Annotated in this window: 18 protein-coding genes, 5 pseudogenes and 1 riboswitch; of the genes and pseudogenes, 8 read left to right on the plus strand and 15 right to left on the minus strand. The window is 46.2% G+C overall.

Translation table 11 applies throughout. The features are described 5' to 3' along the window. The first annotated feature begins 14 nt into the window (after positions 1-14). A complete protein-coding gene (locus BDD39_RS09590) occupies positions 15-392 on the plus strand; it encodes an SA1362 family protein (protein WP_166910212.1) in 378 nt (125 codons plus the stop codon). Between the two features lie 39 nt (positions 393-431). Continuing rightward, positions 432-2,090 carry an IS1634 family transposase gene (locus tag BDD39_RS09595; RefSeq protein ID WP_015863777.1) on the plus strand — a complete coding sequence of 553 codons (1,659 nt, stop codon included), beginning with the start codon at positions 432-434 and terminating at the stop codon, positions 2,088-2,090. Between the two features lie 267 nt (positions 2,091-2,357). Here BDD39_RS09595 and BDD39_RS09600 read toward each other — a convergent pair whose 3' ends face one another. Together BDD39_RS09600 and mntR are read right to left on the minus strand one after the other, a co-directional pair. Beyond that, a complete protein-coding gene (locus BDD39_RS09600) occupies positions 2,358-3,242 on the minus strand; it encodes a patatin-like phospholipase family protein (protein WP_166910214.1) in 885 nt (294 codons plus the stop codon). Between the two features lie 89 nt (positions 3,243-3,331). Continuing rightward, the gene (mntR, locus tag BDD39_RS09605) at positions 3,332-3,757 is read right to left on the minus strand and encodes a transcriptional regulator MntR (protein WP_166910216.1); all 426 of its coding nucleotides are present in this window, start codon (positions 3,755-3,757) and stop codon (positions 3,332-3,334) included. Positions 3,758-3,883: 126 nt separating this feature from the next. Between mntR and BDD39_RS09610 the strand changes: the two genes are divergently transcribed. Further along, positions 3,884-5,053: an IS256 family transposase gene (locus tag BDD39_RS09610; RefSeq protein ID WP_166907073.1), complete on the plus strand. Its 1,170-nt coding sequence runs from the start codon at positions 3,884-3,886 to the stop codon at positions 5,051-5,053. Between the two features lie 228 nt (positions 5,054-5,281). On the opposite strand, the pseudogene BDD39_RS09615 reads toward BDD39_RS09610, so the two are convergent. Continuing rightward, a pseudogene (locus BDD39_RS09615) lies at positions 5,282-5,404 on the minus strand (spore photoproduct lyase family protein); the annotation flags it as partial. 128 nt (positions 5,405-5,532) lie between these two features. Here BDD39_RS09615 and BDD39_RS09620 point away from each other — a divergent pair. Further along, positions 5,533-6,120, plus strand: a complete 588-nt coding sequence (locus BDD39_RS09620) for an ABC transporter transmembrane domain-containing protein (protein WP_166910218.1) — start codon at positions 5,533-5,535, stop codon at positions 6,118-6,120. Positions 6,121-6,160: 40 nt separating this feature from the next. On the opposite strand, the gene BDD39_RS09625 is transcribed toward BDD39_RS09620, so the two are convergent. Then, a complete protein-coding gene (locus BDD39_RS09625) occupies positions 6,161-7,192 on the minus strand; it encodes a DUF2332 domain-containing protein (RefSeq protein WP_166910220.1) in 1,032 nt (343 codons plus the stop codon). 51 nt (positions 7,193-7,243) lie between these two features. Then, positions 7,244-7,560, minus strand: a pseudogene (locus BDD39_RS09630) (ASCH domain-containing protein). Between the two features lie 110 nt (positions 7,561-7,670). Between BDD39_RS09630 and BDD39_RS09635 the strand changes: the two are divergent. After that, positions 7,671-8,045, plus strand: coding sequence for a hypothetical protein (locus BDD39_RS09635; RefSeq protein WP_166910222.1), 375 nt, complete (start codon positions 7,671-7,673; stop codon positions 8,043-8,045). Between the two features lie 80 nt (positions 8,046-8,125). Here the strand turns inward: BDD39_RS09635 and BDD39_RS09640 are convergent, their stop codons facing one another. The 6 genes and pseudogenes from BDD39_RS09640 to BDD39_RS09670 all read right to left on the minus strand — a co-directional run bounded on the left by BDD39_RS09640 (position 8,126) and on the right by BDD39_RS09670 (position 14,939). Then, a complete protein-coding gene (locus BDD39_RS09640; protein ID WP_166910224.1) occupies positions 8,126-9,535 on the minus strand; it encodes a glycoside hydrolase family 18 protein in 1,410 nt (469 codons plus the stop codon). A gap of 120 nt (positions 9,536-9,655) precedes the next feature. After that, positions 9,656-10,792 (minus strand): annotated as a pseudogene (locus BDD39_RS09645) (vitamin B12-dependent ribonucleotide reductase); the annotation flags it as partial. A gap of 60 nt (positions 10,793-10,852) precedes the next feature. Continuing rightward, positions 10,853-11,788: a PDDEXK family nuclease gene (locus BDD39_RS09650; protein WP_166912366.1), complete on the minus strand. Its 936-nt coding sequence runs from the start codon at positions 11,786-11,788 to the stop codon at positions 10,853-10,855. A 202-nt stretch (positions 11,789-11,990) separates the two neighbouring features. Then, positions 11,991-12,644 (minus strand): annotated as a pseudogene (locus BDD39_RS09655) (vitamin B12-dependent ribonucleotide reductase); the annotation flags it as partial. Between the two features lie 414 nt (positions 12,645-13,058). Next, positions 13,059-13,844 (minus strand): annotated as a pseudogene (locus tag BDD39_RS09665) (ribonucleotide reductase N-terminal alpha domain-containing protein); the annotation flags it as partial. Positions 13,845-14,102: 258 nt separating this feature from the next. After that, positions 14,103-14,939, minus strand: coding sequence for a lipoate--protein ligase family protein (locus BDD39_RS09670; RefSeq protein ID WP_166910228.1), 837 nt, complete (start codon positions 14,937-14,939; stop codon positions 14,103-14,105). A 191-nt stretch (positions 14,940-15,130) separates the two neighbouring features. Between BDD39_RS09670 and BDD39_RS09675 the strand changes: the two genes are divergently transcribed. Beyond that, a complete protein-coding gene (locus BDD39_RS09675) occupies positions 15,131-15,505 on the plus strand; it encodes a rhodanese-like domain-containing protein (RefSeq protein ID WP_166910230.1) in 375 nt (124 codons plus the stop codon). Between the two features lie 166 nt (positions 15,506-15,671). Here the strand turns inward: BDD39_RS09675 and BDD39_RS09680 are convergent, their stop codons facing one another. From BDD39_RS09680 to gcvT, 4 genes are all read right to left on the minus strand, one after another. Then, positions 15,672-16,865 (minus strand): ROK family transcriptional regulator, encoded by a 1,194-nt coding sequence (locus tag BDD39_RS09680; protein WP_166910232.1) that lies wholly within the window; start codon positions 16,863-16,865, stop codon positions 15,672-15,674. A 399-nt stretch (positions 16,866-17,264) separates the two neighbouring features. Continuing rightward, positions 17,265-18,722 carry an aminomethyl-transferring glycine dehydrogenase subunit GcvPB gene (gcvPB, locus tag BDD39_RS09685; protein ID WP_166910235.1) on the minus strand — a complete coding sequence of 486 codons (1,458 nt, stop codon included), beginning with the start codon at positions 18,720-18,722 and terminating at the stop codon, positions 17,265-17,267. Further along, positions 18,715-20,061 carry an aminomethyl-transferring glycine dehydrogenase subunit GcvPA gene (gene gcvPA / locus BDD39_RS09690; protein WP_166910237.1) on the minus strand — a complete coding sequence of 449 codons (1,347 nt, stop codon included), beginning with the start codon at positions 20,059-20,061 and terminating at the stop codon, positions 18,715-18,717. Before gcvPA ends, gcvPB begins: the two co-directional genes overlap by 8 nt. Positions 20,062-20,082: 21 nt before the next feature. Beyond that, the gene (gcvT, locus tag BDD39_RS09695; protein WP_166910239.1) at positions 20,083-21,177 is read right to left on the minus strand and encodes a glycine cleavage system aminomethyltransferase GcvT; all 1,095 of its coding nucleotides are present in this window, start codon (positions 21,175-21,177) and stop codon (positions 20,083-20,085) included. A gap of 155 nt (positions 21,178-21,332) precedes the next feature. Continuing rightward, positions 21,333-21,421, minus strand: a riboswitch (glycine riboswitch). 224 nt (positions 21,422-21,645) lie between these two features. Here gcvT and BDD39_RS09700 point away from each other — a divergent pair. Beyond that, complete coding sequence (locus BDD39_RS09700) at positions 21,646-23,313, plus strand: DEAD/DEAH box helicase (protein WP_380630386.1); 1,668 nt, start codon at positions 21,646-21,648, stop codon at positions 23,311-23,313. Next, a complete protein-coding gene (locus BDD39_RS09705) occupies positions 23,300-24,091 on the plus strand; it encodes a YqhG family protein (RefSeq protein ID WP_166910243.1) in 792 nt (263 codons plus the stop codon). The genes BDD39_RS09700 and BDD39_RS09705 overlap by 14 nt, the downstream gene beginning before the upstream one ends. The last annotated feature ends 8 nt before the right edge of the window (positions 24,092-24,099 follow it).

Below are 24,099 nucleotides of genomic sequence, written 5' to 3' on the forward strand. Positions count from 1 at the left end.
AGGGGGTGGACTCATTGCGGCGCGGTACCATTCATCCGCTTGTCGGGATTACCCTTTTTCTCGGAGTGCTCGGCATTCTATACACGCTTTTCTCCCATCCGACTGCTCTGTTTCGCAAAATTTTGTTCGTGATGCTCGTCATCGCAGCAATATACGTTTTCTATCATTTTATGTATCAACGCCGTACAAACAAAGACCATCTTGCCTATTTAAAAGCGGTGCGTCAATCGAAAAAACTCCATCCCCAAGCGGCGAGAAAACAAAAAACATCCAATGCTCATCTAAAGATGAAACGGCCGCCGAGAAAACGGGCGTCAACGACCCATTTAACCTCACATTTCGCACCCTCTCGACGAAAATCGGGAGGATTTTTTCGTTCCGATGTCGAATGAATCCTTGACACACAAGGAACGTAAAGGAGTTTTTCACTTATGAACGTTCAAGTCAAAAAGGTCTATCGCAATTCTTATTTGAATATAATAAGTGCCCTATTCAAGAAACTGGGTCTGCCTCAATTGATTGACCATCTCGTGCCCGTCGATCCGCAGTGCCAAACGCGAGTCAGCGATGCCGTTCAGGCCATCCTCTACAATGTGTTTGACGGCCGGCAAGCCCTTGTTCACTTGGAACATTGGGCTCAGGAGGTCGATTGTGAGAAACTCATCCGTCCCGATCTCCATCCTTCCTGGTTGAACGACGATGCGTTGGCCCGTCATCTCGATCGCCTGTATGAGGCTGGCATTCACAACGTCATCAGCACTTGCTTGATTCATATTTATCGAAAAGAAGGCCTTTCCCTCCGAGCCTTCCACGCCGATACGACGGACAAGACCGTTTACGGCGCGTATGAATCGGCCTCGTTAGAGGCCTTACAAATCACACATGGCTACAACCGCCATCATCGTTGGCAAAAACAGATCGGTTTCGGACTGGTCGGCAACGAGGACGGCATCCCGTTTTACGGCGATGTGCACGATGGCAACCTGCCCGATAAAACATGGAATCCCGAGGTGCTGTCTCGTGTCCATGAACAGCTGAAGCAGGCCAAAATCGAAGACGAATGGATTTACGTGGCCGATTCCGCCGCGATGACGAAAGAGACCCTGGCGCAAACCAAAGCGGCCAACGCCTTTTTGATCACCAGAGGCCCTTCGTCGCTCCGGATCGTGAAAACCGCGCTGGCCGAAGCGGATGCTGAGGACACGACGTGGAGCGATCCCTTTACGTTGGCGGAGAGAAACGGCGCCACGTACCGGGTATGGGAAACGGCCTCGACGTATGAAGGCCACCCCGTTCGGCTGATCGTTGTTGAATCGAGCGCGCTCGACCAGCGAAAAGGAAAGACGCTTGAAAAAGAACGAACCAAAGAAGCGGAGCTTCTTCGCGAGGAACAAGCCCGTTGGGAGCGTCACCCCTTCTCCTGCCGGGAAGATGCCGAACAAGCCTTGGCGTCCCTCAAGGCGTCCCTTCGCCCCCGGTTTCATCGGGTTGAGGCCGCGGTCGAAGAGATCGTACGCCTGAAAAAACGGCGCGGACGGCCGAAAAAAGGGGCGGAACCCGAGGTGGAGACGCTGTATTTCTTGCACCTTGACGTCGAATTCGACCAAGACGCGTGGGAACAGGCGAGACGGAAAGCGTCCCGGTTTGTCCTTGTCACGACCGTTCCGAAGGAATGGAAGGGCCAACCCATGGATGCCCAAGAGATCTTGAAGCTGTATAAAGGGCAGATCTCGGTGGAAATGAACTTCGCTTTTTTGAAAGATCCGTTTTTCACGGATGAGATTTACGTCAAAAAACCAGAACGGGTCGCAGTATTAGGCTATTTGTTTCTGTTGGCCTTGGCTATTTACCGCGTTTTTCAGCGCCGAGTGCGTCAGTTTATTACTCCAGAACACCCGTTGAAGGGTCCTGGAGGCCGCAAGCTGACCCGGCCGACGGGACAGGCGATTTTTCAGCTGTTTCAATATGTGAACGTCGTCCTGTTCAAGCTGCCGGATGGGCGCATCCAACGCTCACTGGATCGCTCCCTTACCCCTGATCAGCGAAGGATTCTGCAGGGATTGGGCATGGATGAGAGCATCTACGTGTAACGTGATACGGAACGACCAGCGATGGTAAAAAAAGGATTGCCATCGCTCGTTGTGTTGGTCAAAAAGTTATTCTGAAAAACTAAATAAAAAATCCTTTGTTTTGACCTTGTTAGGGTGCGAAATGTGAGTTTAACGGTCATCGATGGAAAAAAAAGCAAAAAAAAGAATCGAGCGTCTTTTTAGCTTGATTCTTTTTTTTCATAAAACCAATCGCTCTTTTTTGGGCAGCAACACGATGCTAAGAAGCTATCATGCTTGCTTCCTGTTTCAATACGTCCAATTTTTTAAAAATTGTTCCGTTCTTTCTCTTCCATATCGAATTAAGCTGTCTCTCGCTTCAGGGGTGATGGAAAATTCCGTGGATAAAACATTTTTAACAGGAAGAAACACAATATTTTTTTCATGGCGCCGCGAGATGTAACGGGCGTCATGAGCTTCTTTCATGGCGACAAACAGCGCTTCATATAAATCAATCGCATTGTTAATTTTCCGCTTTGGCCTTTCCACCAGCTTCGCGCTTAACTGTATGCCAAGAACAGGTCGTTTTTTTACTTTCTTTTCCTCATCGAATAAAAAAAGCGGGAAATTGCTGAGCACGCCTCCGTCGACGATAACGCATTTTCCTTCCTTTGTCTGCAATTTGACCGGTTCGAAAAAATATGGAATGCTAATGCTCATCCGCACCGCCTTTGCGACAGGAAACGATGCCGGATCCATCCCGTATTGCGGCAAATCATCCGGCAAAATTAGCATTCGTCCATTTGTTACATCCGATGCAACAATATATAAACTTTCTTTTGGCAAATCGGCAAACGTTTTTATGCCCCGTGCCGCCAATATCTCTTCTAGCCATTGTTGCAACGCTTCACCTTTATACAATCCCATTCGCCAATAAATTCGTACCCATTTCCATACGGAAAATGGCAACAGATATTTCCGCTCATCCAGAAAACACTGCAGTTCCAATCCATCCAGCAACTCAATCATTTCCTTGCTTGTGTAACCCGCGGCGATCAACGCAGCAATAAGCGATCCCGCGCTCGTCCCAGCAAGCCGTTTCCAGCGCAGTCCTTTCGCTTCAATCGCTTCATAGGCACCAAGGAATGCAAGTCCTTTCATACCACCGCCAGAAAATACGATGTCAATATCCAACGCTGTCTCCCCCTTACTTGCCCGTTTATATATATGTAAGAAGGAGAAAAGCGATTTAGTACGAAAAACAAAAAAGAGTAAGCCTTTCCTTACTCTTCTTGTTCGTTACGTTTTTGAATGTTTCGAAGCGCCTCAATGCGGTTTGGATCTTCCTGAAAATATTGCACTAAATCGCCGATGCGGTCGATTGCGTTCCAGCTTAAATGGTGTTCAATTCCCTCAACGTCGCGGTAAATATTCTCCTCATCCACGCCGATAATGCGCAGAAACTGCTCGAGCAGTTCGTGGCGATATACAAGCCGCTTGCCGATTTTCTTTCCTTTCGCCGTCAACACTAAACCGCGGTATTTTTCATAAACTAAATATTCGTCCTTGTCCAATTTTTGCACCATTTTTGTCACCGAGGAGGGATGTACGGACAATGCCTCCGCGATATCAGATACGCGGGCATATCCTTTTTCTTCAATTAAATTATATATTTGTTCAATATAATCTTCCATGCTTGGTGTCGGCAATTTCTGTCCCCTCCAGTAAACGATGATGTATAAAAGTTTGTGTAAAGCATTTTGCTAGAACAAAAGAAAAAAGGTAGGGTATTCTCTGATTGGACCAAAAATCTTAGAGAAAGGAGTACCCTACCTATGTCTAAAAGAAGTATACCGAATGTCGACTGGGCAAATCAACTGGAAAGTGTCATTCGTCAGTTTGTGAAGGAAAAATTAGAGCTGATTATGCGGGAAGAAATCAAACATTTCCTCGAAATCGAACAGGCTGGAACGCCGAATATGAGAAACGGCTACTATCAGCGAAATCTAGATACGCAATATGGCCGGATTGAGGGTCTTTTGGTTCCAAGAGACCGAAACGGGGAATTTCAAACACAGTTGTTTGCCCCTTATCAACGCCACACCGGCTGGCTGGAGGAAGCCATCATTAGGATGTATCAAAGTGGCATGAGTACACGGGAAATTGGCAAGTTTATCGAACGAATTCTAGGAAATGCTTATTCTCCAGCGACGATCAGCCGTATTACCGATGTCGTGAAAGAAGACATCGAGAAATGGCACCATCGTCCACTATCCAAACGTTATTCTGTCTTATATTTGGACGGCTTGTACGTGAAACTTCGCCGCGATACGGTAGAGAAAGAAGTCATTTATGTGGTGTTAGGAGTGAATGAAGAAGGGTATCGAGAAATTCTGGATTTCTTCGTGGGAGGACAAGAAAGCGCCTATGGATGGCAGGAAATTCTTCAACACCTCTACCAAAGAGGCGTCAAGGAAGTGCTTCTTGGCGTCTTCGATGGCCTTCCGGGGCTGGAGGAAGCCTTTAAGGCGGTGTATCCGAAAGCCGATGTGCAGCGCTGTGTCGTGCACAAAGTCCGCAACACCCTCAGCCGTGTTCGGAAAAAAGACCAATTCGAAGTGGCCGAGGATCTCAAGCTGATTTATCGCGCGCCGAATAAGGAGATGGCGTTACAAATGTTTCAACAGTTTGAGTCGAAATGGTCCAGCAAATATCCAAGAGAAGTTCAATCTTGGGCCAATGAGTTGGATGTCCTCCTTACATTTATGGATTATCCAAGCAGTATTCGAAGTGTGATTTACACGACGAATGTCATCGAACGAACGATCAAAGAGATTCGGAAACGTCTAAAGCCGATGAACAGTTTGAGCAGTTTAGAAGCCGCGGAAAAAGTCGTGTATTTGACCATCCAAGATTTTAATGAGAAATGGGCAGGGCGAAAGTTAAGAGGATTTGCCGAAGCGCAGGAAGCCCTTCAACGAATGTTTGAAGAACGTTATTGTTAACCAAATATTGTAAATAAACAAAATAAGGGGATTCTCCCTTTCCACACAAGAGACTGAATATTCAGTCTCCTGTGTGGAGAAAATCAGTCCCCTATCAATTCAAATCCATTTCAGAGAAACCCTACCCCATTTACATTACACAAAATTCTTGACGGTACCCAGTAAACCATTGTAAGAAAAAAATAACAATCAGTATTATTATATCATGGAGTCTTAAAATGACAAGGATTACGTAAAATATTGCACCGCTGCTCCCGGAAAAAATTCGGCGACATAGCGGCGCATCGTCATCTCCAGCCGCTGGGCATCGTCATCCGGGTACACGTATTTGCCGATTCCGTACCTTCCCCATTATACTTGCGTAGAACAAAAATATCGTATGATGTTGCCTTACAACTGCAAACTTTTGTTCATATTTCATTCATAAAAATGATGTAACATATATATATATCGATATGTAAATTAGAGGTGGTGATAAAGTGGAAAAACGACAACAAGAAAAACTTGATTTTCGTGCCTTTTTTCGACTCATTCAAACGACCCAACCCTCAAAGGTAGTGATGGTTACCGCGCTTTCTTTAAGTTTGATGGCGACACTGGTAAACTTAGCGGTTCCGATGTTTACCAAACATTTAGTCGACGGTTTTACGCTAGCTACGTTACATAAAACCACTATCGCGTTGCTCATCGAGGCGTTTGTGGCGCAAACGTTTGCGAGCGGATTTTCTATTTATTTCATCAATCATACGGGCAGAACCATCGTTTCTCGCCTTCGAGAACGACTATGGAAAAAATTATTAGCACTTCCCATCTCTTATTACGATCGTTATCGCACCGGTGAAACGGTCAGCCGCGTGACGAATGACACAGCTATTGTCAAAAGCTTGATTACCGAGCAGGTGGCAAACTTTTTGAACGGCGTCATTTCCATGATTGGCTCGGATCGTTTTGCTTTTATATTTAGACTGGAAAATGACGCTGATGATGTTCATTTTGCTTCCACCGCAATAATCAGCAAAACTTTTTTCATCCATTGTTTGTTGAACAATTTGTCTGACAACGATTGATCCATAATTTTTAAGATCGAGTTTCTGCCTTTTCACTAAATTAACTGCGATCAAGCTCCCAGCGAAACCAACGGGCGTGCCCATCTGCTTCCCCTATGATTTTGTTGTATTCCTTGCCATCAACAAAGCAGTCAAGATGCAGCTTCATATCCCACATATTGTTATACAAATGAAAGATATTTCTCGTTTGGCCGATTTCCTTAATCCGCTCTAGCAACATATGTTTCGCATCGTCTGGAATTTGATTGGCCACATGTGTATGAAAAACGCATATAGCGGTATCTTCCGGAATCGTCGCCGCGATATTAGGCAAGAGCGCTATTCCATCTCCTTCTACGAAGCGGACAGGCGTTTGCTGCAGGCAGCGGGCGGCTTTTTGAAACAATTCTCGCCGCTCTTTATGCTCCGGCCAAATAAGCGCTTGCATCCATAACCGGTCTTCTTCGTTTTCCAAGTCATTCACATGCAAATCAACTCCCACCCGTTCCGCAACCGGAGGACTTTTCGGCAGCAAAAATGGAAAGCGCTCTCCGCGAATTTCGGAGGTGATTAAAACATTGGAATGCGGGTTTCCGTATGTTTCATGCAGGCCGTAATCGTACCGGTACTTGTCCCACGCCAGCTGCAAACCGGCGCTTGTGCCAATTTCAATAAGCGATAAAGGCTTTTTGACCATATCATAAATAAAACAAAAACTCGGATACAAATACGCACAACGCCGAACTTCATTCGTCTGCACGAGTTTACTTGCCAAAATTGCTGTAATGTCTTCTTGATAATGGATGCAGAAATCACGGAAATAAGGGAAAGCGTGCTGCGGGTTTCGCGGCCGATCGACTATACTTCCATAAAAATCGCGCAGCTCATGCATATATCCTTTGAGCAATAAATAATGCACCGCTCCAAATAACAAGTTCGGAATCGGCTGACCGCTTCGAGCGGCTGAAGCAAGGCGCAACATTTCCTCATCTTCGGCGATGTTTAATGACAGCTGTTCGTACAGTTCACTAGACCCACGGCATTCGTGAATGGCAAAGCGGCGAAACCGTTCAGAAATCATCTCTAACGACATCTTTATCTTCTCCTCTCGCCTTCTAATTCTCCAGTAATTGGATATAGATGACTAACGCCCCCATTGACGCTCCTGTTCTTTCGTATAAATGGCGTATGTCACCTCGAGCATTTCCTCCATCGTCCACCCTTCACAGTCAAAAAAGGAAAACGGAATCTCGCGATACATATCGCCAAACGTTTCATACGGCTGCAATGCCATCACTTTTACTTTCACAGTTTTCTTTTCATCAGGCACTTTTACAAATTCGATGATATCCCCGACTTGATGCCGCGGCGCTTTCCGTCATATAACCGCACTTCCACCGTTTTCTTTCCAGATTGGATGGAGCGGAAAGGTCTCTTATACAATCCCATTTGATGAATCATTCATTTCTCCTCCGCCTCTTTTAAAAAAACTCCCCTTTTCTCCCATTATCTATCATGACGTTCCATTCCAGCAATGGTACAATGGAGTCAATAGAAAGAAGGGGCACAAAATGGCGCAAGAATTAATCGAATTGCTTCGCACCGTTTTAAAAGAAGAGCGGCAGCCGGTTCATGAGCAACTCGCTCGTCTCGAAGAGGGACAACAGCGGCTCGAAGAAAATCAACTTCGCTTGGAAGAACGACAGCAGCGGTTGGAAGAGCGGCAGCAACGTTGGGAAGAAAAACTAGACAATTTCATGATGGAAACAAGAAGCCATTTCAAAAAAATTGATGATGAACTGGCCGGGCACCGCCGGATGTTTGAGCTGCTTTCCAATGACTGGAGAAACGCGAAAATCGACATCGACTATTTAAGCGCAAAAACTGGAAAGCATGACGTGGAAATTCATCAAATAAAGAAACGGCTCGAATTGCAGCAGCTATAAACAACCTCCCCACAAACGAAAAAAAGCGCGTGCTGTCGGAGTAACCCGCTTACACGCACCTCGCCTGAAAAGACCATTGATCATAACTTGCGAATGCGAAAATTACCTTCCAATAATGTCCAATTTTCCGGGTAAGAATAACCAAGCACCCAATAGCTAATTCCTCTTAGCTGATATTCTTTTACCAGATCCAATTTCGCCTGGGCGCTGCGGGCGTCTTCAAACCAAACTTCATGCGTCCGCCCTTGGCTGTCGACATAGCGGTAAAACGGGGATGCTGCGATTGGATCGTATTGAATCACCGCGCCATAACGGATCGCACGTTCTACTGCTTCCTGCGGACTGAACGTTTCCGCTTCTTGCCCCTGTACGTGTGGAAGCACCCAATCGCGCGCGTAAACTTGAAACCCCATAAAAATTTTGTTTCTTGGTATCACGCTGACCGCATAATCAAGCACTCTTCTAATTTGATGAATCGGGGAAATCGCCTGCGGCGGGCCAAGCCGGTATCCCCATTCATACGTCATCAGCACGACAAAGTCGACAATTCTCCCATGGGCTGGGTAGTCATGCGCCTCATATAACAGTCCTTTTTGCTCTCCGCTTGTTTTTGGAGCGAGAGAAGTCGAAACAAAGTATCCTTCGCGATGAAGCCGCTCCACAGCGCGCTGCAAAAATTGATTATACCTCTCACGATCAGACGGATAGACGTTTTCAAAATCAATGTTCAACCCGCGATATCCTTTTTCCCGCATCGTACGGACAACATTGTCAAGCAGCCGGTTTTGCAATTGTGTATCGGAAAGGACCGTTTGCGCCAATCTGGATCCCGGATCTTTATACGTAAAATTGGTGATCGCCATCATTGGAACGACCCTTTCTGCCGCTATAGCCTGAATGATGGCTGCATCATTGAACGGATTGAGCCCGCCATCTGCTCTGATTGTATACGCAAACGGAGATGCGTACGTTAAATGGCGGCCTACTTCCCTGACTTGCTGCGCTCCTTTTTCTCCTGGATCAATCGTAAACGCATTCGTTTCAATGATCTGCTTAGAATGAGGAATCGTTAATACCATGCCGGGGGAAATTACGTTTGGATCGGCAATCCGATTGACTCGCAGGATCTCTTGCACGGTCGTCCCATACCGCGCGGCGATTTGCCCCAACGTTTCTTCCCGCTGCACCGTGTGGGTTCTTGGCGGAATAAGAAGAACCGTTCCTATGTAAAGGACAGAAGGATTGCTGATTCGGTTGGCCTGAACAATCGCACTCAGCGAAACGCCATATCTCCTGGCGATCGTCCATAATGTTTCTCCTGGACGAACGGTGTGATAGCGATATGGAACCGGAATGACGAGCGCCTGCCCGACCGCGAGGCGGTTGGCATCTTTCAGACCATTGGCCGCGACAATTCGCTCGATTGGCACCCTGTAGCGCTGGGCAATCTCCCAAAGCGTTTCCCCTCGCTGCACAATATGGATCAGCATTGTTATCCCCCTTAGTCAGTAAATTACGCCTTATACTACTATATTTTCTTTTTCATGTTTTTATGAATGAAAAAAGCTGGCCTCATGGTTGAAGCCAGCTTTCTCTGCTTATTTATTTTCTTACAGTCCGCATTTTAGCTGCGCACCGCAGCTCGTGCATGTGTTGCAGCCGCCGATTTCTTCGACCGTACCCTCGCGGCAAACGGGACAAATGTTGCCGACTTCGGAGCCGATCGTTACATCGGTTGCGCGCAAGTCTTGAATCGTATCGACGAGAACAACGGCTCGTTTTGTTTCTTTGTCCTCTCCCTCTTCCGGGAGCAGTTCGAGCTGCTCTTCGATCGTATTTTCTTCCGCTTTCAGCGTCAATACTTGCGCGTCGCGGCTTCCGTCCACATACACCGTGCCGCCTTTCGCGCCGCCGCGCCATAAACGTTCGTACACCTTTTGCACTTGCTCAACGGTATATCCTTTCGGCGCATTCACCGTTTTTGACAGACTCGAATCAACCCAGCGCTGAATGATGCATTGCACATCCGCATGCGCTTCCGGCGATAGATCCATCGCCGTGACAAACCAGTGCGGCAAGTTGTTCGGATCCGCATCCGGATGCTTGTCCAAATATTCTTGAACGATATCGGCCTTCACCTCAATAAACTTGCCGAGGCGGCCGCTGCGGTAGTAAGAGAAGGAAAAATATGGTTCAAGTCCTGTGGAGACCCCAACCATCGTCCCAGTGGATCCCGTCGGAGCCACGGTCAGCAAATGCGAATTGCGAATGCCGTATTTCAAAATATCTTGGCGAATATCTTCCGGCATCCGTTTCATATAGCCGGTGTTAATAAACGCTTCCCGCAGTTTTTGCGTTTCTTCTTCCGTTTTTCCGACAAGGAATGGGAAGCTGCCTTTTTCTTTCGCCAGTTCAATCGACGCGCGATAAGCGGTCGTGGCAATCGTTTTGAACAATTCATCGACAAGCTTGTTTCCTTCTTCGGAACCGTACTCTTTTTCGCAGTAAATGAGCAAATCAGCCAATCCCATGACGCCAAGGCCGATGCGGCGCTCCCCGAGCGCTTGTTTTTTGTTTTCTTCCAGGAAATACGGCGTTGCGTCAATGACGTTGTCCTGCATTCTCACGCCGATTTCGACGGTGCGTTTTAATTTTTCATAGTCGACGACTTTCTTTTCTTTATCGACCATATTCGCTAAGTTGATGGCTGCCAAGTTGCAGACGGAATATGGTGCGAGAGGTTGTTCCAGTTATGTTACCCTAGGGGCTTTTTATCCCCTAGTTCTAACGGTTCATTTCCCGTTAGCTCAGCATACATCTTCATTGCACACGCTTTTCATAAATTTAATTAACTCTTTCCTTCCCCGATCTTCTCCAAATACTGATTTTGAGATGACTCTGAGATCCTTAACTTGAAATTCCCTTTCAATATCCCTAATTAAGGATTGAATAGTAGTTTTGATTTTGTTTAAAGGTGTTTTAACAACTATATCTGAGTTTTCTCTTGACCATTTAATAATATATTCCCGTATATTATGGTGTACCTCATTTCTTATTTCAACATATGTGTTTGTGGCATGCCTAATTGCCCGATGACCTGCACAAGTTCGACTGCAAAACTTTTGTTTTGAAGTAATGATAACTTTAAATATCTTTCCACACTCTTCACAAGTTCTGTTTTCTCTTGGCTTTTTTATTTTTCCTTTCTGAGCTAAACCTGACTTTTTTAATCCTTCCAACATTCTTTGTTTTGCTATACCATTAGATAGCCATAAGCTTCTAGTATGCTCTCCTATTTTCTTTTTAGTTTCCTCATCATGTTTTAAATTATAATGACCATTAAGTTCACCATAAGCGACTTTACTAATAGTGGTATTTTCTGATTTTATCCATTCCTCAATAGTTGATGTTAAAGAAAAAGGCAATGTTTTATACAAGTCAAGCAGCTCTTCATAAGAGATTAGTTCACACTTTATATGATGCTGTTCCTCAATAATATTCAATGCTTCTCTCGCATTCATTTTTGCGTCTTTACTTCTCGATTTAATTTCCACTATTTTAACAAGTTTTCCTTTTTGATCATATAAGAAGAAGTCGGGTTTATACAATTTATATCCAATATCAAATACACAATCTTCGTAGCTCCAAGGAATTGAGTGATGATCAAGATATTTGGCATACGCATATTCATATGAGCTTCGTAAATAATGTCCTTTATAAAAACCTGCATATCCCCTGTTCATTAACGCCACCTTAATTCTCTTTAAATACGAATAATAATTAAAGCGTGTGCAATGCTGCGGCCTCGTGGGTGGATTATATTCTGCTTTCGCAGGTTCACCACCTATGCGTTGCCCCTGACTGAGTTTTTAGGCTCAGCCTTCGGTTCGGGTTAGCATCTCAGCCTCCCCGCTTAATTCCGCAGTTTTTTACGTGAGGCGATTATTCACCACACGGGTTGGTCGCAACCACTTTTTGACCGTACGCTCGGGCGTTCGTCATGTCATTGGCGTTATCGATGAAGAAAATGCCTGGTTCCGCGGAGTACGTCGCGCAAATATTAATCAGCTTCCAAAGCTCGCGGGCGCGAATTTTGCGGTACACGCGCACGCGGTATCCCATTTTCTCCCATTCGCGCACATCGCCGACTTCGTGCCATTTTTCATTGTAAATCCGCATTTCTTCTTCTGAATAAGTTTCGACATCCGGGAAGCGCAGTTCGTACTCTTCATCTTTTTCGACGGCTTCCATAAACTCTTTCGTCAGGCAGACGGAAATGTTGGCGCCCGTTAAAAAGTCCGGGTTATGCACCGTGTATGTGCCGCCTGTACGCAATTTTTCTTCGGCCTCTTTAATAATTTCTTCACTGAAGCCGCCGTAGTCCGGTGCGTTTTTATAATTGACGATGGCTTGGTACATCGCGCGTTCCCGCTCGGTAAGCGGCGTGAATTTCAGTTTATCTTGCGCCGCTTTTTTAATGCCTTCGTCTTCCATATTTTCAATCAAGTAGCGCAAAATGCGCGGGTTTTGCATTTTCGATACGATAAATTCGATAATGTCCGGGTGCCAGTCGGCAAGCATGATCATCTGCGCGCCACGCTATTTGTTACTCACTCCATATGATGGAGTGGGCTAGGTCATTTCTGCCTAGCTCTCCGTCTTTCGAGCGGAGGTCAGACTATATCATCAAAGAAGAGAATGCTTCAACATCTCTTCTTTGTCTCGCACCTCGTAACCCCGTTGCCGAGTGTTACGATTTACTCCTTCCATGGCTCCCTCACTCCAAACATTTTTATAATTATATTCATTGTATGGGGAGCTGTAGGAAGTTTCAATAGTCGTTGAACCTTCATCTCCGTTTCCAGAGATGCTTGGCTGCTGGTTGCCCATTGTTGCATCCAACTTGTTTTTAAACCATCACGCTTGCCGTCGCCGGCTACGTTGTGGTCAAGTTGGCTTTAGGGGGTTCCAGCAATTCGCGAGATTTTACTCCCGCCGTTTGGCGCGTGTTTAACGGGAGCCACCTTGTTCAACCAGGTGGGTCAATTTCGCAATATCATCAAGCCAGGAAACCGACCCGGACGATTTGCCGTTCACCCCGCGCGCTAGCGTGTTGCGCGGACGCAATGTCGAACCGTTTGTGCCGACGCCGCCCCCGCGGCTCATAATCTCCATCACTTGTTTGCGATGTTCGGAAATGCCTTCGCGCGAATCTTTTATAAACGGCATAACATAGCAGTTAAAATACGTTACCTCTTTGCCGGACCCTGCGCCGTACAATACCCGTCCTGCCGGCACAAAGTTTAAGCTGACAAGCTCTTGATAAAACTTTTCAAACCACTCTTTCCGTTTTTCTTCTGTTTTCTCTACCGCTGCCAAACCTGTCGCATTGCGTTTGGCGATTTGTTCATAAAAGATTTCTAGCGGTTTGTCGATCACATCAAGCGAGCGGACGACGATTCCCGTCTCTGCTTCTTCTCCTTCAAGCACGTGCTGATATTCTTCCTCCACGAGCACTTTCGCTTTTTTCGTTTCCCAATCGATATCGACGATAAAACCTAAGCCGCGAGCCGGGAATTTCGGATCTTCCTTAATCGTCAATACGACAAAATCGCCGACTCCCAGCGTCAATTTTTCCGTATCTTTAAATGAGTAGCGATCCAACATCACTAAACGGGAAACACCTTTATGCGTAATTTTCATCTCCTCCGTAATCGGATGCACTTGCGGAAAAAGGCGAATATCCTCGTTTAGCTTTTCGATATTAATTTTCATTTTTTCCGAAGACGCGACCGTCATTCTCCAATCTCTCCTCTTCTTTCTATTTCTTTATCACTTTTCTGCCTGCGTGTTCTGTCCATTCTACCTTACCATATTAACCATAAAAAAACAATATATAGTATGGTTTTTAATAAAAAACATACTATATATTGTGTTTAGGTCAACTGTTTTTCATTTTGTCAAATAAAAAAAACAATAGAAAACGGCGAAAAAAGGAGAGAAACGGAAAAATCCCGCCTTTTTTGCCGATAAATGAATGATTTTCCATGTTGCCAATCAGCGTTTGAAATTCCATTCATCACTTTCATATTTCGTACGCGCTAATTCATGAACATATTCGAGCTCTTCCGACGATAACGTATACGGTTCTAAAACGATATCGAGCCCTTTTTCAAATCCTTTATAAAACGCCTCTTTCGCTTCTTCGATCGTAATCTTGCGGTCGGTCAATTCGTTAATCGCCACCGCCTTGTTTTTAAAATTGCGTTGCAGGCGCTCTTTTACCCGTTCGTTTGGATATTTAAACAAGCTGAAAAGCAAATCTTCATCCAAGTCAAGCAAAATCGAGCCGTGCTGCAAAATAACCCCTTTTTGCCGCGTCTGCGCGCTGCCGGCAATTTTGCGGCCTTCGACAACAAGCTCGTACCATGACGGCGCATCAAAACAGACGGCAGATCTTGGGCTTCTTAAATCCGCTTTTTCCTCTTCCGTTCTTGGCACGGCAAAATAGGCATTTAAGCCGAGAAAACGAAATCCTTCTAAAATTCCTTGCGAAATCACCCGATACGCCTCGGTCACCGTTTTTGGCATATCCGGATGTTCTTCGGAAACAATCACACTATACGTCAGCTCTTTATCATGGAGAACGCCGCGCCCTCCTGTCGGCCGTCTCACAAACCCGAGGCCATGGCGTTTTACCGCTTCTAAATCAATTTCCTTTTCGACTTTTTGAAAGTAACCGATCGATAGCGTCGGCGGATTCCAGCCGTAAAAGCGAATCGTCGGCGGAATTTTTCCTTCGCTATGCCAATCGAGCAGCGCTTCATCAAGCGCCATATTAAACGACGGGGAACAATAGCCAGAGTCAATAAAGCGCCATACTTCTTTTGCCATCTTTCAACCCTTCTTTTTTTAAGTTCGCGTTTACTAGTTTAGCAAACAAAACGGAACATGGAAAGAAAAACGCTATATCGTGAAAAAAGTTCCTCTTTCCTTTCATGGCGTTACTATGAAAATGCTTTGCTTCCGAATAGCAACCTTTATATAATAGATGTTAGCGAATGTACAAAAAGGAGGACTGGCTTGTGAAAGTACTATTGATCCTTCTCGGCGCGATTATCATTTATTCGGTCGTCACCTACTTGATGCAGCGAAAAATGGTGAAAGCGTTGACGGAAGAAGAATTCCGCGCCGGTTACCGCAAAGCGCAATTAATTGACGTCCGCGAACCGGATGAGTTTGCGGCTGGACATATTTTAGGGGCGCGCAATATTCCTTTGACCCAACTGCGCATGCGCATGAAAGAGCTGCGAAAAGATCAGCCGATTTATTTATATTGCCAAAACGGGCTGCGCAGCGGCCGCGCCGCGCAAATGCTGTACCGCAAAGGCTACCGCGATTTGTACCATTTAAAAGGCGGTTTTAAAACGTGGACAGGAAAAATCAAGAAAAAAGCTTAAGGCAGCTAGAAAGGATAGATGGAAGCCGCGAAACGCTTTCATCTATCCTTTTTTCTCATGTCAATTATAAAGAAAACAGTAGGCTCCGCTTTACTTTCTGCCAAAGTGAAGGATTTATTATGCAATAAGGTGCCCAAAAAACGTTTAGGGCACCCAGTTTAGACTGCTAGGAAATGACTTCTAACTCCGAAGGCATCACTACTTTTTCTAGTACAGAAGCCACGGCGCCGATCGCACAGCTTTTTTCCAATAACTGTGATGGAATAATGAACGGACCGTTCCCATTTTTCACTAATATCCTTTTTTCGACTTCTTCCCGTGCCGGCTCCAGCACCCATTTGCCCGCCTTGCCAATCGTACTGCCGACAATAACGGCTTCCGGGTTATACGCATAAATGATATGTAAAATGCCAATCCCCAGGTAATGGCCGACCTCCGCCAATATTTGCGCCATTTGCTTGTCGCCGCGTTCAGCTAATGCGCGTACTTTCTCTACGGAAAAGCCTTCTAACATGGAATGATAATGTTCCTGCTCGAGCCGACGCTGAATATACTTTTCTGACGCGTACATCTCCCAGCATCCGTTATTGCCGCAGTTGCAACGAACGCCGTGAATGTCAATGACATGATGGCCGATTTCGCCGGCAATGCCATCAATTCCGCGGTATAGCTGGTTGTGAATGATGATTCCGGCGCCGATCCCGATTCCGGCGCTGACATATACAAAATTCGCAAACTCTTTGCCGGCGCCAAACCATTTCTCGCCAAGCGCTGCCAGTTTTGCTTCGTTTTCGATAATAATCGGATAATTTGGCCATTGCTTTTGAAGAATGGAAGCGAGAGCAACATGATCCCAATGAAGGTTTGGGGCAAATATGACAAGTCCTTCCTCTGTATTCACAATCCCCGGCACGCCAATGCCGATGCCCATTATTCCATACGGAGTCGTTGGCGCATGGCGAATGGCTTCGTGAATCATCGCGATCATTTTTTCAATGATTGCTTCCTGCTTTTCATTGGCGCGGAAATGGGACATCTTTTCCCAAATGATCTCGGCGTTTAAGTCAGTTAACACAGCATAAATGTAGTTGACCCCTAACTCTATGCCAATTAATGAGCCAGCCGCTTCGTTAAAGCGGAGCATGAGCGGCCGGCGGCCGCCGGTGGAAACGCCAATTCCGCTTTCGCTGACAAAATGTTCGGAAATTAATTCATCGACTAACGCTGATACCGTCGCCTTGTTTAATCCGGTGATTTTGGCGATCTCCGCCCGCGAAATATTATTTTTTTCACGAATTAGCTTTAATACGATATGTTTATTGATTTTTTTGACAAGTCCTATATTTCCTGTTCGCACCATATACAGTCATTCCTTCTGCAAACTTGATTTAGCATGCCGCGCAAATAGGCGGATAAGCCTCTGGCCAATATCATCGATATCGGCTATATTAAAAAAATTTATCCCGTGATCCATGACATATAAACGCACGCAGCAATTCTTTGTTGTTTATTTTTTCCACAATCCGCCGATCGCCTACGGCCAAAGCTGATTCCGCTCCTTAGTCTTCTATTTCTTTCCTCTGTGACGTACAAATAAAAACGGCTTACTGTTTCTGTTTAATAACATTAGTTTATATACTAAACTAACATAATTTTTATGTCAATAAAAAACAGATGATTTCCCATTTTTCTGTCTATCATTAATATACAAAAACAAGCGATCCATTCCCAGCAGAATGAATCGCCTGTGGCATTCTCTTTATTGTTTTTGGTAGCGCAAAATCGGCTTGCGCGCCGCTGTCGTTTCGTCAAGGCGTTTGACAACGGTTGTATGAGGCGCCTCTTGCACGATTTCCGGATTTTCTTCCGCTTCTTTGGCGATTTGAATCATCGCGTCGATAAACGCATCGAGCGTTTCTTTGGATTCCGTTTCTGTCGGCTCGATCATCATGCATTCCTCGACAATAAGCGGGAAATAAACCGTCGGCGGATGGAAGCCGAAATCTAGCAAACGCTTCGCGATATCAAGCGTGCGGACGCCAAGTTTCTTTTGCCGTTTGCCGGACAAGACAAATTCGTGCTTGCAATGGCGGTCATACGGCAAATCGTAATATTCCGCGAGACGGCGCATCATGTAGTTGGCATTTAACACGGCATATTCCGTCACCGCTTTTAAACCATCTGGCCCCATCGAACGAATATATGTGTAGGCGCGGACGTTTATGCCGAAGTTGCCATAGAAAGGTTTTACACGACCGATGGACTGCGGGCGGTCATAGTCGAGATAATAGCCGTTTTCGCCTTTTTCCACGACCGGCTTCGGCAAAAACGGAATGAGGTCGGCTTTGACCCCGACTGGACCAGAGCCTGGACCGCCGCCACCGTGCGGACCGGTAAACGTTTTATGCAAGTTGAGATGGACGACATCAAAACCCATATCCCCCGGTCTTGCTTTGCCTAACACCGCGTTTAAGTTCGCTCCATCATAATACAGCTTTCCGCCGGCTTCGTGGACGATTTCCGCCATTTCTAAAATGTTTTCTTCAAACAAGCCGAGCGTGTTTGGGTTTGTCAGCATCAACGCCGCTGTATCCGGACCGACGACGCGTTTTAAATCTTCTAAGTCAACTAGCCCGTCTTCCGTCGATTTGACAGTGATGGTTTCAAAGCCGGCGACCTTCGCCGAAGCCGGATTGGTGCCGTGCGCCGAGTCAGGAACGATTACTTTCGTCCGCTGGAAATCGCCGTTTGCCTCATGATAGGCGCGAATCATCATCAGCCCCGTCCATTCGCCGTGGGCGCCCGCGGCCGGCTGCAATGTCACGGCGTCCATGCCGGTAATTTCCTTTAAATGCTCCTGCAGATCGTACATTAATTCCAGCGCCCCTTGTACCATTTCTTCCGGCTGAAGCGGGTGGATATGGGCGAATCCTGGCAAACGGGCGACGTTTTCATTGATTTTCGGATTGTATTTCATCGTGCACGAACCGAGCGGATAAAAACCGGAATCAACGCCATGGTTTCGTTTTGATAAAGCGGTGTAATGGCGCATAATATCGAGTTCCGATACTTCCGGAAGCTCCGGTTCTTGCGTGCGGATATAATCCGCCGGCACAACTTCATCGATATCGACAGCCGGAACGTCCAACTCCGGCAAGCTGTATCCGATGCGACCTGGTTTACTGATTTCAAAAATAAGCGGCTGATCTTTATGCATGGCAATCCCCCAATTCTTTCACAAGCGTGTCGATTTCCTCTTTTGTCCGCAATTCTGTGACCGCGATAAGCATATGGTTTGCCAATTCTGGATAATCGCGGCCGAGGTCGTATCCGCCAATGATGCCTTTTTCCAAAAGGTGCTTATTGACTTCTCCTGCCGGTTTGGACAGGCGGATGACAAATTCGTTAAAGAATGGACCGGTAAACGGCACGGTAAACCCGCGTTTTGCCAATTCATTTTTCGCATATTGCGCTTTTTGAATGTTCATCATCGCCATCTCTTTGACGCCTTTTTTGCCGAGCGCCGTCATCGCCACCGACGCGGCAAGCGCGTTTAGCGCCTGGTTCGAGCAAATGTTGGACGTCGCTTTATCGCGGCGAATGTGCTGCTCGCGCGCCTGCAGCGTCAATACGAACCCTCTCCGTCCTTCTTCATCGGTCGTCTGCCCGACAAGCCGTCCCGGAATTTTCCGCATCAGTGCCGATTTGACGGCAAAATAGCCGCAATGTGGTCCGCCAAATTGCATCGGAATGCCAAATGGCTGCGCATCACCGACGACAATGTCGGCACCAAACTGCCCCGGCGGGGTGAGCACGCCGAGTGCGAGCGGATTGCTGGCAACGACAAACATGCTTTTTTCACCGTGCGCAATCGGCTCGATGTCTTTTAGCGGTTCAATTTGCCCGAAAAAGTTCGGATATTGAACGATAACGCAAGCGACATCGTCGGCCATTTCCGCCTTTAGCGCTTCTAAATCAGTAATGCCGCCTGCAAACGGAATTTCAACTACCTCAAGATGCTGTCCTTTCGCATACGTTTTCACGACATCGCGATATTCCGGATGGACGGCTTTCGACAGCAATATTTTTTTCCGTTTCGTATGTGCGGCGCTTAACAGCATCGCTTCCGCCAGCGCCGTTCCGCCGTCATACATCGACGAGTTAGCCACGTCCATGCCGGTCAGCTCGCAAATCATCGTTTGAAATTCAAAAATCGCCTGCAGTTCGCCTTGCGAAATTTCCGGCTGATACGGGGTATATGCCGTATAAAACTCAGAACGGGAAATAACATGATCGACAATGGCCGGAATATAATGGTCATATACTCCCGCTCCTAAAAAGGAGACATATTTTTTCGCATCGGCATTCTTTGCGGCAAGTCCGGCCAACTCTTTGAACAGCTCCGGCTCCGACTTCGCCTTTTTTATGTTTAATTCGCCATGGAAACGCACGCTTTCCGGAATATCGGCAAACAAATCATCAATCGAGTCAACGCCAATTGCCTTCAGCATTTCCTTCTTATCTTCTTCCGTCATTGGCAAATATCGATGCAGCACGTTCCATTCTCCCCTTTTCTATTACTTTGCCCGCTTATAAAACGGCGTCGCAATGACTTTTGCTTTTAGGCGTTTTCCGCGAATTTCCACTTCTACTTCGCTGCCAAGCCCGGCAAACTCCGTTTTCATCAGCGCCAAGCCGATATTTTTCTTTAATGTCGGTGATTGTGTTCCTGTCGTAATAAAACCGATTTCTTCGCCATTGGCAAACACTTTATAGCCGTGGCGCGGAATGCCTTTGTCAATCATTTCGATACCGACCAGTTTTCGTGCGGTTCCTTCTTCTTTTTGTTTTTTCAGCACATCTTTTCCGATAAAATCCATCTCTTTGTTTGTTTTCACCGCAAATCCAAGCCCTGCCTCGATTGGCGTAATATCTTTTGACAGCTCTTGGCCGTAAAGCGGCAATGTCGCTTCAAAACGAAGCGTATCGCGCGCGCCAAGCCCGCATGGAATAACGCCTTCTTCTTTTCCTGCTTCTAAAATCGCTTCCCAAAGGGCAATCGCATCTTCGGCGTGGCAATAAATCTCAAATCCGTCTTCCCCTGTATATCCAGTGCGGGAAACAAGCGCTTTCACTCCTTGAAGGTCGACATGATCTTGAAACGCAAAAAACTTAAGCGCGGATAAATCAATATTGGTTAATTTTTGCAGCACTTGTTCCGCAAGTGGTCCTTGCAGCGCAAGCTGGGCAATTTCCGCTGAAACGTTTTCCAGCTGCACGTCACCGAATGCGTGATTATTCAACCAAGCAAAATCTTTCTCTATATTTGCGGCATTGACAACGAGAAGATATTTCCCATCCGCTTTTTTATAAATTAATAAATCATCAACGGTGCCGCCGTCTTCATAGCACATCAACGTATATTGCGCACGGCCGTCTGTTAATTTCGCGATATCGTTCGTCATCATTTTTTGCAAAAACGCGAGGCTCCCGCTCCCCTTGACGACAAACTCGCCCATATGTGATACATCAAATAGACCTGCGCGTGTGCGCACCGCTTCATGCTCTTCTTTAATGCTCGAAAATTGGACAGGAAGTTCCCATCCGCCAAAATCAATCGTTTTGGCGCCATAGCGCTCGTAAACAGGAAATAGCGGCGTGCGTTTTAACATTTTGTTCCCTCCTCGTTTTTCCATCAACACAAAAAGGACAGACTCCCCCCTCATCATCATGAGTGGTGGGCTCTGTCCTGGCACCTGAAAGTTTCCCTATTGTAAATAGGTTTCCTCTTGGGTGGTTCACGGATGGTGAACGCTCTCCAGAGCTGCGTCAAACAAGAGTCTTTTTGCCTGAGAGATTCGCGTTTCCGCTTGCTCCTTCGGCGCTACATCACGTAGTCTCTCCCCTTGTTCTCATCCGCTGCATATATAATTTTCAAGAAAACGGGCAAACTAATGAAGGTAAAAATCGAAAAATAACTTTTAACTTTCTAACTTTATACTACCATTAACAAACAAAGAAGGGCAATAGGAAAATAACGAACTTTTAAATATTAATAAATAATAAATGTTAGTAATTATTGGGGTGTTTACAGTAATAAAAAAAATAAATATTCGTAGTAAGGGAAGGAGATGAATGTGATGCTGAACATCGAAATGGATGAGGCATGGAAGGAGGAATTTATCGAGCGGTTTGAAAAAGACGGTCCATGGGCGAGCTGGGAAATGTACCAGCTCGCATTGGAGGCGGCAATGCATTTAAGCGTGCCTGAATTTGACGGCTTGCAGGCGCCAAAGCATTTGCCGCACTTAACACCGCTTCCGCATCAGCTCGAAGTCGCAAGACAGGTCGTCGAAAACATGAACGGAAAAGCGATCCTTGCCGATGAGGTCGGACTTGGCAAAACGATTGAAGCCGGGCTTATTTTAAAAGAATATATGATCCGCGGGCTAGTAAAGAAGGTGCTCATTCTCGTTCCCGCCTCCCTCGTATCGCAATGGGTGACAGAACTGAATGAAAAGTTCTTTATTCCCGCCGTGCAGCAGAAAAAAAGCTATGTATGGGAACAATGCGATGTCGTCGTTTCCTCGATCGACACCGCTAAAAAAAGCCCGCACCGTGAAATCATTTACAAGCAGCAATACGACATGATCATCATTGATGAGGCGCATAAGCTGAAAAATAATAAAACCAAAAACTATGAATTCGTGCAAAATTTAAAAAAGAAGTTTTGTTTATTGCTGACCGCCACCCCGATTCAAAATCGGATTGAGGAAATTTTCAATCTTGTTTCTTTGCTAAAGCCCGGCCATTTAGGGAACGCTGAATATTTTGCGAAAACGTACGGCAAAACGCGCTCCTTGCAAACGAACGAGCATTTAAAAGCACTGGTCAATAAAGTGATGATCCGCAACCGCCGCGCCGATACCGGCATCGAATGGTCGAAACGCCATGTAGAGCCCGTGCTCATCGAATTTACAAAAGAAGAACGTGAACTGTACGAGGCGGTGCAAGCGTTAAAACGAGACGGAGAAGTATTGTTCGGCAGCCAATTTTCCTTGATCACGATGCTAAGGGAAGCATGCAGCAGCCGGGAAGCCCTATTTCTCACCGTCAAAAATATGATGGACAAATACGAAGGCGATGTTCCCGCTTCGTTCGGGCAGCTGATGGAAAAAATCAATGCCGTCACCACCAACTCAAAAGCGGAAAAAGCGCTGGAGCTGATTCGCTCCATTAATGACAAAGTCATTATTTTTACCGAATACCGGGCGACTCAACTGTATCTGCAATGGTTTTTAAAACAGAACGGCATTTCTTCCGTCCCGTTTCGCGGCGGATTTAAACGCGGAAAGAAAGACTGGATGAAAGAACTATTTAAAAACCACGCCCAAGTCTTTATCGCCACCGAGGCGGGCGGAGAGGGAATCAACTTGCAGTTTTGCCGCCATGTCATCAACTATGACCTACCTTGGAATCCGATGCGGCTTGAACAACGGATTGGCCGCGTCCACCGCCTCGGCCAGACGGACGACGTCTACATCTATAATTTTGCGGTCAAAAATACGGTCGAAGAACATATTTTAACGCTCCTGTATGAAAAAATCCGCCTGTTTGAACGGGTCATCGGCGAACTCGACGACATCTTGGCGAAAATGAACTTTGCCAACTTGGAGCATTATTTGCAAGATGCGCTAGTTCACTCTAGAAGCGAAGGCGAAATGAAAATCAAAATGGAAAATATCACAGCCATGATTGAATTAGCTGGCCAGCTTGCCAAAGGAGGAGAACAGTATGCAGCAACATGAAATCCGCCATTTTGTCGAGCGATATTTCCGCGCCAATGAATGCGCGATTCTTGAGGCAAATGACGAATATATGACGGTGCAGCTGACGATCGAAATGGACAAAGAGTTAATGAATCGGCCGTTTTATTGGCATTATATCGAACGGACCGGCGGCACGCCGCAGCCGATGCAGCTGACGCTGATTACAAAATCAACAGAAAAGACAAAAGCTTTGCAGGGGGAGCGGCTGCATTTCGGCTCGCCGCGATTGCACCAAATTTTTCGCTCCGCGCAAAAGCGCGGCAGCTTCATCCGCCTTTATGAAGAACCCGATGCCTCCCAGCACACGCATATCCCGCTCCATCCTTGGCTTGGCTTGAACGTAAAAATTTCGTATCAATGCGACCGCAAGAAAGATCAAATTTTATCGCTCGGCTTGCACTTAATTAGCGGAACGATCATCGAACAATTTCATGAGTTCCTGCTAAAACGGAAGCTCACGCCGAAAATTCCTGATTACTGTTTTACGATTTCGCCGCTCATCAAACCGAAAAGTGGGATTGGCCGTTTAGAACAATATATTCGCAGCCGCATTGCCGCGGACGACCATACATGGGCGGAAAAAGCAGAAGAACGATGGGCGGAAGATTTGGCGCTTCTCGACCACTTTTATGAAGAAATCGAAGAGAAGCCGGAATGTTATTATATCGAAAAAGAGGCGTTGGAACAGCAATACAAACCACGCATTATCGTTTCCGTCATTAACGGAGGAATATTTTATTTACTTCCTCGCTCTTAACAGTGTTC

The sequence above is a fragment of the Saccharococcus thermophilus genome (assembly GCF_011761475.1).
Taxonomy (GTDB): domain Bacteria; phylum Bacillota; class Bacilli; order Bacillales; family Anoxybacillaceae; genus Saccharococcus; species Saccharococcus thermophilus.

Bases quoted from the DNA above. Each gene is read 5' to 3' on its own strand.
- BDD39_RS09680 (WP_166910232.1), bottom strand. From the start codon at position 16,865: ATGGTGCGAACAGGAAATATAGGACTTGTCAAAAAAATCAATAAACAT.
- BDD39_RS09650 (WP_166912366.1), bottom strand. From the start codon at position 11,788: ATGAACAGGGGATATGCAGGTTTTTATAAAGGACATTATTTACGAAGC.
- gcvPB (WP_166910235.1), bottom strand. From the start codon at position 18,722: ATGCATAAAGATCAGCCGCTTATTTTTGAAATCAGTAAACCAGGTCGC.
- BDD39_RS09610 (WP_166907073.1), top strand. From the start codon at position 3,884: ATGTCTAAAAGAAGTATACCGAATGTCGACTGGGCAAATCAACTGGAA.
- BDD39_RS09635 (WP_166910222.1), top strand. From the start codon at position 7,671: ATGGCGCAAGAATTAATCGAATTGCTTCGCACCGTTTTAAAAGAAGAG.
- BDD39_RS09625 (WP_166910220.1), bottom strand. From the start codon at position 7,192: ATGTCGTTAGAGATGATTTCTGAACGGTTTCGCCGCTTTGCCATTCAC.
- BDD39_RS09670 (WP_166910228.1), bottom strand. From the start codon at position 14,939: ATGGCAAAAGAAGTATGGCGCTTTATTGACTCTGGCTATTGTTCCCCG.
- BDD39_RS09705 (WP_166910243.1), top strand. From the start codon at position 23,300: ATGCAGCAACATGAAATCCGCCATTTTGTCGAGCGATATTTCCGCGCC.
- gcvT (WP_166910239.1), bottom strand. From the start codon at position 21,177: ATGTTAAAACGCACGCCGCTATTTCCTGTTTACGAGCGCTATGGCGCC.
- BDD39_RS09595 (WP_015863777.1), top strand. From the start codon at position 432: ATGAACGTTCAAGTCAAAAAGGTCTATCGCAATTCTTATTTGAATATA.
- BDD39_RS09700 (WP_380630386.1), top strand. From the start codon at position 21,646: ATGCTGAACATCGAAATGGATGAGGCATGGAAGGAGGAATTTATCGAG.
- BDD39_RS09640 (WP_166910224.1), bottom strand. From the start codon at position 9,535: ATGCTGATCCATATTGTGCAGCGAGGGGAAACGCTTTGGGAGATTGCC.